Here is a 13,697-nt window from a genome sequence, read left to right as displayed (position 1 = left end):
ATGCCCCGGGGGTCGTCACGGTGACGCTGCCACGCGGCTTGCGGCATGCTGCGCCGATGTCCTTCCTCCGCTCCCGTTTGCACCGCACGCCCCGCTGGGTGGGTCGCCTGCTGGCCGCCCTGGCCATGATCTGGCTGGCCTGGCTGCTGCTGGGCAACCTGTTTCTCAATACGCCGTTGGGACCCCGGATCGCCAATCACCAGCCGGAAAAATTCCGGATCGACTGGCGCGGCGGGATCACCCTGTGGCCGGGCCGGGTCACCGCGTGGGGCGTGGACATGCAGGGCCACGTGGGCAATACGCTCTGGTCGGTGCGCGCTGATCGCGCGCGCGGGCGCATCGCACTGTGGCCGCTGCTGGCGCGCGAGGTGCGGGTGCCCCATGTGCATGCGCAAGGGGTGTCCGGCAGCGTAGGGCGGGCTGGCAGCGAGCGGCCGCGCCCGGAGCCGCGGCCGGGCGGCTGGACGCTGCGTTTCGATCGGATTTCCAGCGACAGCGTGCTCGGTGGCAGGCTGTTCGAGGACTGGGCCATCGAGGGCAGCGGCCACGCCGAGGTGGGCTTTCGCAAGCAGCTGCGCGGCGGGCCGATGGAGCTGTTTGCTTCTTCAGCCGGATTCCCGGCGGCGGCACTGATCCATCGTGGCGAGCCGTTTGCCCGACAGGCCCGTATCGGCGCCACTTTCGCCATGGACGAGCACGTCAGCGCCGCGTTGCCGGGACTGGCCCGCCTGGAAGTGATCACCGCCACGCTGGACCTGGACGCGACGGCGATGCTGCTGCAGGCGGCGCTGGACGAGGGCGGCAGTTACCGTTTCGCCATGCAGCCGGGCAGCGGCCACCTGCAGGCCCGGCTTGCGCTGGAGCGTGGCGTGCTGGCGCCGGGCGGGCAGCTGCACCTAGCGGCCCCGCTGGTGGCGGTGGATGCCACGGGCACGTCGCGCCGCAACACCCTGGACCTGCGTGTGGACGTGGACCGTGACATCCATCTGCGCGTGGACGTACCCGACACCGGCGGCGAAGACGCAGAGCCGCTGATGCTGGATGCCGACCTTCGCATGGTCGGCAACCGGCTGCCGCTGGCTGATTGGCGCGAGCGCGTGGCCGGCACTTCGGGCCGGCTGCGCACCGACTGGCACTTTTCGTCGCTGGCCTGGCTGGCTCGCCTGTTCGCGCCCGAGGGGCTGCTGGAGCTGGAAGGACACGGCGCGATCCGGGCCGACCTGGCGATCGAGGATGGACGGCTGCAGGCAGGCAGCCGGGTGGAAGCGCCGACGGTGGCGGCCAGCGTGGCGGTGGCCGGGCAGCGCTTCTCCGGCCAGGCCCGTGCCATGGGTTTGATCGAGGCGGGCGCGGAAGGGCCGCGCTCGCGCCTGGAGCTGGTCATGGACAGGTTCGACATTGCCCCGGACGAGGACGGCGCGGTGGCCTACGTCAACGGCCGCGACCTGCAGCTGCAGGTGGAGGCCGATGGCGAACTGGCCCGGGTGCAGGACAGCGCGGTGGCGAGCCTGCGTTTCAATGATGCGGTGGTGCCGGACCTGCGCGCCTACAACCGTTACCTGCCGGCGGGAGAGCTGCGCTTCCTTGGTGGCCAGGGCCGGACCTCGGGCGAGCTGCGGATCGACAGCAAGGGCCATGCCGGCGATGGCAGGCTGCGTGTGGATGGACGCGGCGCGCGGATCGCCTTCGCCGGACTGGACGTGCGCGGTGACGTGGCGATCGATGCGCGCCTGCAGCGGGCCGACCTGAAGGACCGCGAGTTCGCGCTGGGGGGCTCCACCCTGCGGCTTCGCAATGCAGCCTTCACCGGCAGCGACGGCCGGGCACGCTCGGGGTGGTGGGCGGAGGTGGCGGTGGCCGATGGGCGGATGGGGTTCCAGGCCGATGACCGGCCTCGGATTGAAGGCAACGTGCGTGCGCAGTTGAAGGACGTGGACTTCCTGCTGGCGCTGTTTGCCACCCGCGCCGACTACCCGCGCTGGATTGGCCGGCTGGTGGATTCGGGGCGCGCGGAGGCCACTGGCCGGGTGCAGTGGCAGGACGGCACGTTCGTGCTTGATCGCGGCCACGCCCACAACGAGCGTTTCCATGTGGATGCCCGCTTGCGGATGCGTGGAGCTCGCCGCAGCGGTGACCTCTACGCACGCTGGGGACGGCTGGGTGTGGGCCTCGAACTGGATGGCGACGAGCGCAGCCTGCACCTGCGCAACGCGCGCGAGTGGTATCAGTCGCGGCCCCATCTGCTGCGCTGACGCCTGCGGCGGGCGCCGTTATAGTCGCTGTCCCCCTGACATGCGAGCGGTGATGAGCGGTTCCAGTACACGTTCCACGGGCGGTGCAATCGCCCTGGCTGCCGGCGGCACCGGCGGGCACCTGTTTCCCGCCGAGGCCCTGGCCCGGGAGCTGATGGCACGCGGCCATGAGGTGGTGATCCACACCGAGCAGCGCGGTGCCGCCTACACCGAAGCGTTGGCCGGCATCGAGCACCTGGTGCTGCCGGCGCGATCCCTGGCGGGCGGGGTTGCGGGCAAGCTGCAGGCGGCGATCACCATCGGCCGCGCAGCGGTGCGCGCACGGCGGGATCTGGCGCGGCGGCGGGCGCGGCTGATGGTCGGCTTCGGTGGTTATCCGAGCTTCGCCCCGGCGCTGGCCGCCAAGTCGCTGGGCCTGCCGCTGCTGCTGCACGAACAGGCCACGCGGCTGAGCATGGCCAACCGGCAGCTGCTGCGCCTGGCCGACGGCGTGGCCACTTCGTTCCCGCAGGTGGCCGGCCTGGAGGGTTTCGATGCCGCCAAGGTGTTCGAGACCGGCAACCCGGTGCGGCGCTCGATCCTGGAAGCGCGTGCAGGCTATCCGCCTTTCGGCAATGACCGGGAGCTGCGGCTGCTGGTGGTGGGCGGCAGCCAGAGCGCGGCCGTGTTCGGGCAGATAGTGCCGCCGGCGCTGCTGGCGCTGGATGAAGGCATCCGCCATCGGCTGCGGGTATCACTGCAGTACCGGGGCGAGGACGCGGTTGCGATTGCGGGCCGGCTCGCGCAGGCCGGCATCCAGGCCGATGTGCAGCCGTTCTTCAACGACATGGGCGAGCGTCTGCGCGATGCGCACCTGCTGATTGCACGCGCCGGGGCCACCACGGCCGCCGACCTGCTGGTGGTGGGCCGGCCGGCGATCTTCGTGCCGATCCCGCACGGGGGCTCGCGCGAGGAGCAGCGGCGCAATGCCGAGACCCTGGCCAACGCCGGCGTGGGCTGGTGCATGCCCGAGCCGGAACTCACCCCGGAATCACTGGCCGCGCTGCTGGCCGAACTGTTCGCCTCGCCCACCGTCCTGCCCGAAGCCGCGCGCGCGGCCGCGACGCTGGGCAAGCCCGAAGCCGCTTCCCTGCTCGCCGACACCGTCGAGCGCATGCTTGTGTAGGAGCGCACCATGCGCGCGAAACCGCGTGTTTCCTTACTGTACTCGCAGGTATCGTTTTGCAGTGCAGCGTGCAAGTTGCATAACCTTTCCTTCACAGTCGTCCTGCACCCGACGTGGGGGAGGGAGCAAAAGCCCGCTACCGGTTTTCCGGTAGCGGGCTTTTTTTATTCGGCTCTTCACCCGCTCGGGGGTTGCCGGGGCAGGCCACGGCTTCTTCGATTCATTCCGTCGTGAGCTGAAGGGCCACGACGGGGCTGGGCTTGCGGATGCAGGTGCGGGCAGGACTGCGCGTGGCTCTTCCCGGCGGGCCCGGCGTTGTATCTGCGCCGCGCTCATCCGGTGCCACAATTGCTGGCATGGATGACGCCGACCTTGAAGCGCAACTCGAACCACTGGCTGATCGCGCGCTGGAGCGCCTGAGGCGGGCGCTTGGCAGCGATGCGGAGGCGCTGGACGTGGCAGCCAATGCGGAGCGCGTGCGGCGGGTGGCGATCGCCAGTGACTTCGCCATCGATACCCTGGAGCGGCAGCCGGGGCTGATCCTTGCCCTGCTGGCGGATGACGGCCCCGACCCGGTTCCGGCGCCCACGCTGGAGGCCGACGACAGCGACAGCTGGCCGCGCCTGCTGCGCCGCTTTCGCGCAGCCGAGTCCACCCGGCTGGTGTGGCGCGATGTGCTGGGGCTGGATGATCTGGATGCCACGCTGGCTGGCAGTACCAGCCTGGCTGATACCTGCCTGCAGTTGGCCCATGACGCGCTGGAGGAACAGTTCGCCGCCCGTCATGGCCGGGTCCGTGACAGCGATGGCGAAGTCGTGCGCCTGGTGGTGTTCGCGCTGGGCAAGCTGGGTGGGCAGGAGTTGAATTTCAGCTCCGATGTGGATCTGGTCCATGCCTACCCGCGGGGCGGCGAAAGCGATGGCGCACGTCCGCTGGCGGCGGAGCAGTACTTCGCCAAGCTCGGGCAGGCGCTGGGCCGGCTGCTGGATGACAACACCGCCGATGGCTTCTGCCATCGGGTGGACCTGCGCCTGCGTCCCTTTGGTGGCGCTGGCCGGGTGGTGCTGAGCTTCGCGGCGATGGAGCAGTACTTCCAGAGTGAAGGACGCGACTGGGAGCGCTACGCCTGGCAGAAGGCGCGGCCGGTGGCGGGGGATCTTGTCGCCGGTGAGGAATTCCTCGATCAGCTGCGACCGTTCGTCTACCGCCGTTACCTGGATTACGGTGCGCTCGATGGCCTGCGGGCCATGAAGGCCTCGATCGCCGCCGAGGTCGCCCGCAAGGAGCTGGCTGATGACATCAAGCGCGGGCCTGGCGGCATCCGCGAGATCGAGTTTCTGGCCCAGGTGTTGCAGCTGATCCGCGGCGGTCGCGAGCCGGCACTGCGGGAGCCACGCCTGGAGCCGGCCCTGCGCGCGCTGGTCGCCGCCCGGCATATCCCCGAAGACAGCGCCGATGACCTGTGCCAGGCCTACCGCTTCCTGCGCCGGCTGGAAAACCGCCTGCAGATGCTGCGCGATGCCCAGGTCCACGCGATTCCGGCAGCGCCGCTGGACCGGCTGCGCATCGCCCGTGGACTGGGATACGCGGACTGGGCCGTGCTGGACGCCGGGCTGCAGGCACACCGCGCCCGGGTCGGCAGTGAATTTGATGACCTGCTGGCCCAGCGCAGCGAGTTGCCGGCGGTGGACAGCGATATCGCCGGCTACTGGCGCGCATTGCCGGAAGGTGGGGATGCAAGTGCGCTGGCAGCGGCCGGGTTCGACGATGCCGGCAACGTCGACGCGGCGCTGCGCGACTTCGCCCGCTCGCCCAGCGTCCGCGACCTGTCCGATGCCACCCGCGCCCGCCTGGACCGGGTGATGCCGGTGCTGCTGCAGGCCAGTGCCCCGGCCGACCGGCCGCTGCAGGCGGTGCGCCGGCTGCTGGCGCTGCTGCACAACATCCTGCGGCGCTCCGCCTATCTTGCCCTGCTGGACGAACAGCCGAGCGCCCTCCAGCGGCTGATCGACCTGGTCAGCCGCAGCGCCTTTCTGGCCGAACGCGTGGCCGCGCACCCGCTGTTGCTGGATGAATTGCTGGACGCCCGCGCGGAGGGACCGCTGCCCGAGCGCGCCCTGTTTGCCCGCGCCTGCGCCCCGGCGCTGAAGCACGACGACGTGGAGCGGGCCCTGTTCGTGCTCAACGAAACCCGCCAGGCGCTCAGCTTCCGCATTGCCCTTGCGGTCCTGGACGGCCGTCAGCAGGCGCGCGACGCCACCCGCCAACTGGCCTGGCTGGCCGACGCGGTAGTGGAGGGGGTGCTGGAACTGGCCCGCCGCGAGCTGCGCGCCACGCGCGGCGATATCCCGGGCGCCCGCTTTGCGGTGCTGGGTTACGGCAGCCTGGGCGGAGAGGAATTGAACGTGGGTTCCGACCTGGACCTGGTGTTCCTGTACGACGCATCGGCAGGCGCCCAGTCCGGTGGTGGGCGCCCGCTGGACGCCCCGCGCTGGTTCGCGCGCCTGGCGCAGAAGCTGGTGTCGCTGCTGGGCACGGTCACCGGTCCCGGGCGCCTGTACGAGGTCGACGTGCGGCTACGCCCGGACGGCGCCAGCGGCCTGCTGGTGTCGTCGCTGCCCAGCTACGACGAATACCAGCGCCAGCGCGCCTGGACCTGGGAGCACCAGGCGCTGGTTCGCGCGCGCTGCGTGGCGGGTGATGACAGCCTGTGTGCAGAGTTCGAGCGGGTTCGCGAACGCGCGCTTGTGCGGCAGCGGGATCCGGAGGTGCTGCGACAGGACATCGCCGGCATGCGCGCGAAGATGCGCGCAGAGCTCGACCGCAGCAGCGCGGATCGCTTCGACCTCAAACAGGGCGACGGCGGCCTGACCGACCTAGAGTTCCTGCTCCAGTACCTGGTGCTGCGGGATGCCCATGCGCACCCGGACCTGCTTGCGCCGCGGGCGACCCCGGCCTTGCTGGAAGCTGCAGGGACGGCCGGGCTGCTCGATCCCGCCAGTGTCGAGGCGCTGCGCAACGCCCACGCCACACTGGCTGGCCTGGCACTGGGCTGCAGTCTGGACCGCCGCCCAAGATTGGTCTCTGAGAGCGGAGCGCTGAAGGCCGCGCGGGCGGCGATCCGCAGTGCTCTCACCCAACACCGTATGCTGGTTTGAGATCGGCAATTCGGCCAGCGGCGCAGTCTTTCCTTTTGTCAATCAAGCTGGCTCCCCAAGGCACTGGTTGTTTTCCAGAATTCGAGGTATATGGAATTACCCGCTGATCGCGGTGCAGTTCGTCCAGGGGCGTTGTCAAAAGGGAGTTGGCATGAACGACTTGCAGGAGCGCTGCGCGCGGATGTCATTCCGTGCGCTGTTTGGTGTCATCGCCATCAGTCTGGGAATGTTATCCCCGGCGGCTTATTCGGAAGAAAAGGATCCCGTCGACCTTCCTACTCTTCCGGTGAATGGCAAGCGCATAAGTCCCGGTTACTGGAAAATGGAAGGCGGGCGAAATTTTTCGCGGCTGTTCCCCATACGTAACAGCCCGGCAATGCCTGGAGATAACAGCCGGGTTGAAAACGAGCCTGAGACCTGTAACCCCGTCGTCATCGCGTCGGGAAACAAGGTCCTGGACGAAGTCGATTTCTCTACCGATGACGGTCTTTTAGCTGTTTCCCGCACTTATTCGAGGCAGGGTGACCGCCATAGCGGCTTCGGCCCGGGCTGGACATGGAGCTTCGGGGATCTGCTCACTGGCGTCGCCAATCCATCCTATGCACCAATTTGTCAACTGGGCACGTCTGGCCCTGGTGAGCCATGTCCACTACGCCCGGGACGGTTCACCACCATCACGATTTATCGCCCGGATGGCACGGCGTACCGGTATGTCTGGAATGCTTCCGCACAGCGGTATGAGGACTCGCGACCGGAGTCAACAACATGGATCACGGAAGAGTTCTGGCATGACAGCCTAGGTAATCTTGATCCATCCATGAGCGGGCATACTCTGCGGCGTGAAGACGGTGGGTCGGAGTACTACAGCCACATTGGTCGCATCCGCTCCAAGAATGACGGACGAGGGGTGGGCTATACCTATGGCTACGATGCCATGGGAAACACCCTGCAATCTGTGCGGCATACTTCCGGCCGCGTGTTGCGACTGACCTGGTCCGGAGGGCGCATTGCTTCAGTCACCGCGCCCACCGGCAAGGTGTTTTCCTATGGGTACACGGGAGGTCGTTTGACGTCAGTCACCTATCCTGATGGCTTGGGCGTGAAAACATACCACTATGGTAATTCGTCACAACCCAATGCCCTGACAGGGTACTCCATCAATGGTATTCGAAAAACCACCTATGCCTATCACGCCGACGGGCGCGTGCAGTATTCGGGCCCAGCTGACGGCAGCGAGCGCGATACGTTCAGTTACGGTGCAAACTACACCGACGTGACCAACGCGGCCGGCCACACGGTCCGATACAGCAACGTGACCAGACAGGGCGTGAAGTGGATTTCAGGCGTAAGCCGGCCTGCCAGCAACGCGTGCGCGGGAGGAAGCGCCCAGACCGAAATTGATACGCGCGGATATCGCACAAAAGAAGTCGATTTTGAAGGGGATCAGACCTTTTTCAGCTGGAGCGACCGGGGGCACCTGCTCGAAAGGCGTTCGGGAGTGGGGCCGGCTCCAGGCAATAGCTCTTCGCAACAACAGCGGACCACTTATAGCTGGGATGTCACACGAAACCTTTTGATCCGTGAATCCCGTTACGGAAACAGCTCGAATATCCAGTCGGAAACACTCTATGCGTACTTTCCCGATGTTCCCATTCTGCAGGCACGCCTGCTGCAGAAGGTGGAGGAATGTGCGCCCACGTGTGCCAACGGGCAGAAGCGCACCACCACTTTCAGCTATGTACTCCATCCAAACCGGATGGTGAAGACAATGATCGTGGATGGGCCGCTCGCGGGCGCGGGTGATGCGGTGACTTACGAATACAGTGCAGCTGGCGATCTGCTTTCGGTTACCAATGGCTTGGGCCAGTCCACCACTTGGAGTGATCACAATGGGTTGGGTCAACCGGGCCGGATGACAGATGCCAACGGTCTGGTGACTACCTATACCTGGGATGCCAAGGGCCGCCAGACGCGGGTCAGGGTGGCAGGTCCGGGTGGCAATCGTGACTGGGTGACGGTCTGGGGGCCGGACGATCAACCTTTGTCCGAGACAGACCCGGCAGGGATGGCCCGCACGTTCCACTACAACGCGATCGGGCGTCTTACCCAGCTGGAGCAGCCCAGTCCGCAATCATACGGGCCGAACTCACGTGACCGGGTAGTGCTGACTTACGATGCCCTGGGCAACATCACGCGCCGCCGCCTTGGCTATCTCACGGACAACAACTCAGCTTACACGTCCGACGAACATTTCGAATATGATCAGGCCGGCTACCTGTCGCGCAGCTGGCGGCGGGCCGGTGACGAGACCCTGTACGACTATGACCGCAACGGCCGACTGGCCGGCGTTTCCGACGCCCTGAGGCGGACCACGGCGACGATCTACGACAGCCACGGCCGCCCGAAGACGGTGGTGGACGCGCTGTCGAACCAGACCGTGTACGGCTACGACGTGCTGGGCCGGCTGTCGAGCGTGACCGACCCGCGCGGCAAGACCACGACTTATGCGTACAACGGCTTCGGCGAGCAGACCAGCCAGACCAGCCCGGACACCGGTACCACCAGCTACCTGTACAACGCGGCCAGCCACCTGACGCGGATCACCCGGGCCGGCAGCGTGGTGACCAATTTCACCAACGACGCGCTTGGCCGGCGCCTGACCGCCACCGCCGGCGGCCAGACCCAGGCCTTCACCTGGGACAGCTGCACGAACGGCAAGGGCCGGCTGTGCGCGGTGAGCGACCCGACCGGCACCCTGGCCTGGACCTACAACAGCGCGGGCGAGCCCCTGACGCAGGCGCAGACCATGGCCGGCAGCGGCATCGCCTTCAACCAGGGCTATGTGTACGACGCGGCGGGCCGGCTGACCCGGATCAACCATCCCGGCAGCGTGAGCGTGCTGTACGACTACACCCGCCACCACGTCACCGGCATCCGTGCGATCGTGGGCGGGAGCACGCAGAACGTGGCGACCGGCATCGGCTACCAGCCGTTCGGGGCGATGACCGGCTGGACGTATGGCAACGGGCTGGTGCGCAACCAGCTCTGGCACACCAGCGGCCGGCTGACGGAGCTCAACGTGAAGAACGGCAGCGCCAACGTGCAGCGGCTGGTCTATGGCTACAACGCGGCCGATGCGATCACGAAGATCACCAACAGCGTCAACACCAGCCTGACCCAGGACTACGGCTACGACGCGCTGGACCGGCTGACCGGGGTGACGGCCACGGGCGCGAACCAGTCGTTCGGCTACGACGCCAACGGCAATCGGACCAGCCACACCTGGGGCGGGGCGACGGACCTGTACGCGACCGCCACGGCCAACAACCGGCTGAGCTCGATTGGCGGGACGCGCCCAAAGACCTTCATCTACGACGTGCGCGGCAACACGCTCACCGGCGGCGGCAACACCTACAGCTACGACCCGTTCAACCGGATGAACAAGGTGGTGCGCTCAGGCATCACCACCAACTACCGGATCAACGCGCTTGGCCAGCGGGTGCGCAAGGACCAGGGGACGACGGCCACGACCACCGGCTACCTGTACGGACCGAGCGGACAGGTGGAGGTGGAGTACGCGTGGGGCGGGAGCCAGTGGAGCCACTACGTGCGGCTGCCCAACGGCCAGCCCGTGGCGCTGGTGCGAAACAGCCAGCTGACCATGATCCACACCGACCACCTGGGCCGTCCAGAAGTAGCGACCAACACCGCCAAGGCGGTGGTGTGGCGGGCGAGCAACTATGCCTTCGACCGGGCGGTAACGCTCGACACCATCGGCGGGCTGAACCTGGGGTTTCCGGGGCAGTACTGGGACCAGGAGAGTAGGCTCTGGTACAACCATTTCCGGAGCTATGACCCGTCAACGGGACGGTATATCGAGAGTGATCCGATTGGGTTGGCGGGTGGGCTGAATACGTATGCCTATGTCGGGGGGAATCCGATCTCTCTGATCGACCCAGTTGGGTTGCGGGCAACATGTACATGCACCGATTCCGGCGCTGAGATCAACATCAATTTCAAGTTCAGTGGCGAAGGAGCGACATCAGAAGTTGTTTCGGCAATGAGATCGTCAATTGAGACTCATTGGTCTGCGCCTGGCTTCAAGGTTACGACAAGTATTGGAGGCTTTCGCGCGTCAAGGATCAACGTCCCTACCGGCACCGGTCGATCAGTCGTGCGTGGGAACAGTGGCACATGGTATGCGGAGTCGAACCCATGGGTGGCAGCACATGAAGCGGGCCACCTCATGAAGCAGGGCGACCGATATGACGAGCCTGTACGCGGTACAGCCATCCCACATCCTGGCTGGGAAGGAACAATCATGGCCGAGCATCTTGGAGCCGCTACCTCCCGTGATCGTCAGGGAGTCGTTGATGCACTCGGCTGCAACTGTGGGTGTGGAGGTGGCCAATGAAGGTCCTTTGGTACGGTCTGGCCCTAATTGTTTTGATTTGCCCGACTTCTGCTTGCGTCACCCACCGGGGAGGCGATCCTTTAGAAAAACGTGTGTCCACACTGGTTGACGAGACAACGAAATCAGAGCGGTTTGCACAAAGGGCGTTTTTGGAACTGGAGTCACTTGGCGATCAGGTAGTTCCACATCTGATCGGTCACCTTAGTGATGTGCGACCGCTGAAAACGCGAACAATAAGTCTAGAGAACAAGGCTCGGGATGCTTTTGAGGGGGTCAGGCATTACACGCCAGAAACCGTACACGACGCTCTGGCCGCAATCCTGAGTCAGATTACTGGACAGAGCTTTGTCATCGTATACAACGGCGCTACACCGCAGGAGCGTGAAGTGAATCGATGGCAGTGGATCGAGTGGTGCACTTCTTCGCTGCCTATACATGCTGATGTATGTAATGGTAATTGACGTAAGCGACGAACCGGAATGGGTAGTCGATTAGGGCCGTATAAACATGAACTTCACTGCGACGCCCCGGGTCGTCGCCTGAAGGCTACGGCGGATGGGCAGATCCGGACCTTCGTCAGGGAAAGCTGCAGCATCGGCAAGGGCAGGCTGTGCGCGGTGAGCGATCCCACCGGCACCCTGGCCTACAACGGTGTCGGCGAGCCGCTGAGCCAGGCGCAGACCATGGCCGGCAGCGGGATCGCGTTCAACCAGGGCTACGTGTACGACGCCGCGGGCCGGCTGACCCGGATCAACCACCCCGGCAGCGTGAGCGTGCTCTACGACTACACCCGCCACCACGTGACCGGCATCCGCGCCGTTGTGGGCGGGAGCACGCAGAACGTGGCGACCAGCATCGGCTACCAGCCGTTCGGGGCGATGACGGGCTGGACGTATGGCAACGGGCTGGTACGCAACCAGCTGGCACACCAGCGGCCGGCTGACGGAGCTCAACGTCAAGAACGGCAGCGCCAACGTGCAGCGGCTGGTCTATGGCTACAACGCGGCCGATGCGATCACGAAGATCACCAACAGCGTCAACACCAGCCTGACCCAGGACTACGGCTACGACGCGCTGGACCGGCTGACCGGGGTGACGGCCACGGGCGCGAACCAGTCGTTCGGCTACGACGCCAACGGTAACCGCACCAGTCACACCTGGGGCGGGGCGACGGACCTGTACGCGACCGCCACGGCCAACAACCGGCTGAGCTCGATTGGCGGGACGCGCCCAAAGACCTTCACCTACGACGTGCGCGGCAACACGCTCACCGGCGGCGGCAACACCTACAGCTACGACCCGTTCAACCGGATGAACAAGGTGGTGCGGTCAGGCGCAACCACCAACTACCGGATCAACGCGCTTGGCCAGCGGGTGCGCAAGGACCAGGGGACGACGGCCACGACCACCGGCTACCTGTACGGACCGAGCGGACAGGTGGAGGTGGAGTACGCGTGGGGGCCGAACCAATGGAGCCACTACATCCGGCTGCCCAACGGGCAACCAGTGGCCATGGCGCGCGGCGGGCAGCTGACGATGATCCACACCGATCACCTGGGCCGCCCTGAAGTGGCGACCAATAGCGCCAAGGCAGTGGTGTGGCGGGCGAGCAACTACGCCTTCGACCGGACGGTGACACTGGACAACATTGGCGGGCTGAACCTGGGGTTCCCGGGGCAGTACTGGGACCAGGAGAGTGGGCTCTGGTACAACCACTTCCGGAGCTATGACCCGTCGACGGGGCGGTATATCGAGAGTGATCCGATTGGGTTGGCGGGTGGGTTGAACACGTATGCCTATGTCGGGGGGAATCCGATCAGCTTATTCGATCTATGGGGGCTAGCACCGGGCGATTGTTATGTGACAATCGACGCAGCCGGCGCTGCTGCCACAAGCGACGCAAACGAACTAACGAGGCGCACAGGAGATGAGCACGGAGGTCGAATATACGCACTCAAGCGCGGCGGCTACTCATACACTCCAACTGACCTCCTCACCCGAGTCGCTTGACACGTGGCGTAATTTCTTCAGGGCGCGGCCGTCGGCCGCGCATACAGGGGAGCAATGGACATGATCAAGCGCATGGCGCCGTGGGCGCTGGCAGTACTGCTGTGTGTCGTCGCGGCTGCCGCGTACGCCGCGCCCGAGGTGGGCACAGTGCCGCCGGACTACCTGGGCAAGACGCCGGGCGGGGAGGAGGTGCGGATCAGCGAGCGCCGCGGGAAGGTGGTGCTGGTGAGTTTCTGGGCGTCCTGGTGCGGCTATTGCCGCAAGCAGTTTCCGATGCTCGATACATTCCAGCGCAGCGTAGATCGCGATCGTCTGGAGGTGATCGTGGTGAACTACAAGGAGCCGGTTCGCGATTTCCGCAGGGCGGTGCGCCAGGCGCGCTCTTCGCCGGTCACCTGGACCCATGACTACGATGGCTCGATCTCCGAAGCCTTCGGCGTCAATGCCGTGCCCCGGCTGTTCGTGATCGACAAATACGGCGAGCTGGCCTTGACGCGGGCCGGCTATTCGGAGGAGCGCCTGCCGGCGCTGATCGATGCCATCAATGAACTGCTGGCCGAAAAGGGTCCGCAGGATCCTTCCCCCACTGCGCTGCAGGAGGACAGCGGCGCACCCTGAGTCCGGAGGGTGGGATCCCTGCTGGACGGCGGCCAGCGTCTTCGCAAACTGGGGAAAACCCCAGATGGCAGGTGGGTCGG

7 protein-coding genes are annotated in these 13,697 nt (G+C 66.0%); all 7 read left to right on the top strand.

Features of this window, described 5'->3' with window-relative positions; genetic code table 11:
• Positions 1-56 precede the first annotated feature (56 nt).
• The 7 genes from ACW7G3_RS11310 (at position 57) to ACW7G3_RS11280 (ending at position 13,617) form a co-directional block, all read left to right on the top strand.
• Entirely contained in the window at positions 57-2,252 is a 2,196-nt protein-coding gene (locus ACW7G3_RS11310; protein ID WP_456982827.1) for a hypothetical protein, read from the top strand.
• Positions 2,253-2,304: 52 nt separating this feature from the next.
• On the top strand, positions 2,305-3,417 hold the full coding sequence (locus ACW7G3_RS11305) for a glycosyltransferase (protein WP_456982826.1): 1,113 nt from the start codon (positions 2,305-2,307) through the stop codon (positions 3,415-3,417).
• A 356-nt stretch (positions 3,418-3,773) separates the two neighbouring features.
• Entirely contained in the window at positions 3,774-6,575 is a 2,802-nt protein-coding gene (gene glnE / locus ACW7G3_RS11300) for a bifunctional [glutamate--ammonia ligase]-adenylyl-L-tyrosine phosphorylase/[glutamate--ammonia-ligase] adenylyltransferase (RefSeq protein WP_456982825.1), read from the top strand.
• Positions 6,576-6,726: 151 nt separating this feature from the next.
• Positions 6,727-10,989: an RHS repeat-associated core domain-containing protein gene (locus tag ACW7G3_RS11295; protein ID WP_456982824.1), complete on the top strand. Its 4,263-nt coding sequence runs from the start codon at positions 6,727-6,729 to the stop codon at positions 10,987-10,989.
• Positions 10,986-11,450: a hypothetical protein gene (locus ACW7G3_RS11290; protein WP_456982823.1), complete on the top strand. Its 465-nt coding sequence runs from the start codon at positions 10,986-10,988 to the stop codon at positions 11,448-11,450. The genes ACW7G3_RS11295 and ACW7G3_RS11290 overlap by 4 nt, the downstream gene beginning before the upstream one ends.
• A 433-nt stretch (positions 11,451-11,883) precedes the next feature.
• Complete coding sequence (locus ACW7G3_RS11285) at positions 11,884-12,999, top strand: RHS repeat-associated core domain-containing protein (protein ID WP_456982822.1); 1,116 nt, start codon at positions 11,884-11,886, stop codon at positions 12,997-12,999.
• 60 nt (positions 13,000-13,059) lie between these two features.
• Positions 13,060-13,617, top strand: a complete 558-nt coding sequence (locus ACW7G3_RS11280) for a TlpA family protein disulfide reductase (protein ID WP_456982821.1) — start codon at positions 13,060-13,062, stop codon at positions 13,615-13,617.
• Positions 13,618-13,697: the final 80 nt, after the last annotated feature.

Source organism: Luteimonas sp. A478 (genome assembly GCF_054052025.1).
Note: the sequence above shows the minus strand (reverse complement) of the source record. Positions and strands in the feature narration are given on the sequence as shown.

Excerpts from the sequence above, each read along its gene's own strand:
- ACW7G3_RS11285 (WP_456982822.1), top strand. The coding sequence starts at position 11,884 with ATGGCAACGGGCTGGTACGCAACCAGCTGGCACACCAGCGGCCGGCTG.
- ACW7G3_RS11295 (WP_456982824.1), top strand. The coding sequence starts at position 6,727 with ATGAACGACTTGCAGGAGCGCTGCGCGCGGATGTCATTCCGTGCGCTG.
- glnE (WP_456982825.1), top strand. The coding sequence starts at position 3,774 with ATGGATGACGCCGACCTTGAAGCGCAACTCGAACCACTGGCTGATCGC.
- ACW7G3_RS11280 (WP_456982821.1), top strand. The coding sequence starts at position 13,060 with ATGATCAAGCGCATGGCGCCGTGGGCGCTGGCAGTACTGCTGTGTGTC.
- ACW7G3_RS11310 (WP_456982827.1), top strand. The coding sequence starts at position 57 with ATGTCCTTCCTCCGCTCCCGTTTGCACCGCACGCCCCGCTGGGTGGGT.
- ACW7G3_RS11290 (WP_456982823.1), top strand. The coding sequence starts at position 10,986 with ATGAAGGTCCTTTGGTACGGTCTGGCCCTAATTGTTTTGATTTGCCCG.
- ACW7G3_RS11305 (WP_456982826.1), top strand. The coding sequence starts at position 2,305 with ATGAGCGGTTCCAGTACACGTTCCACGGGCGGTGCAATCGCCCTGGCT.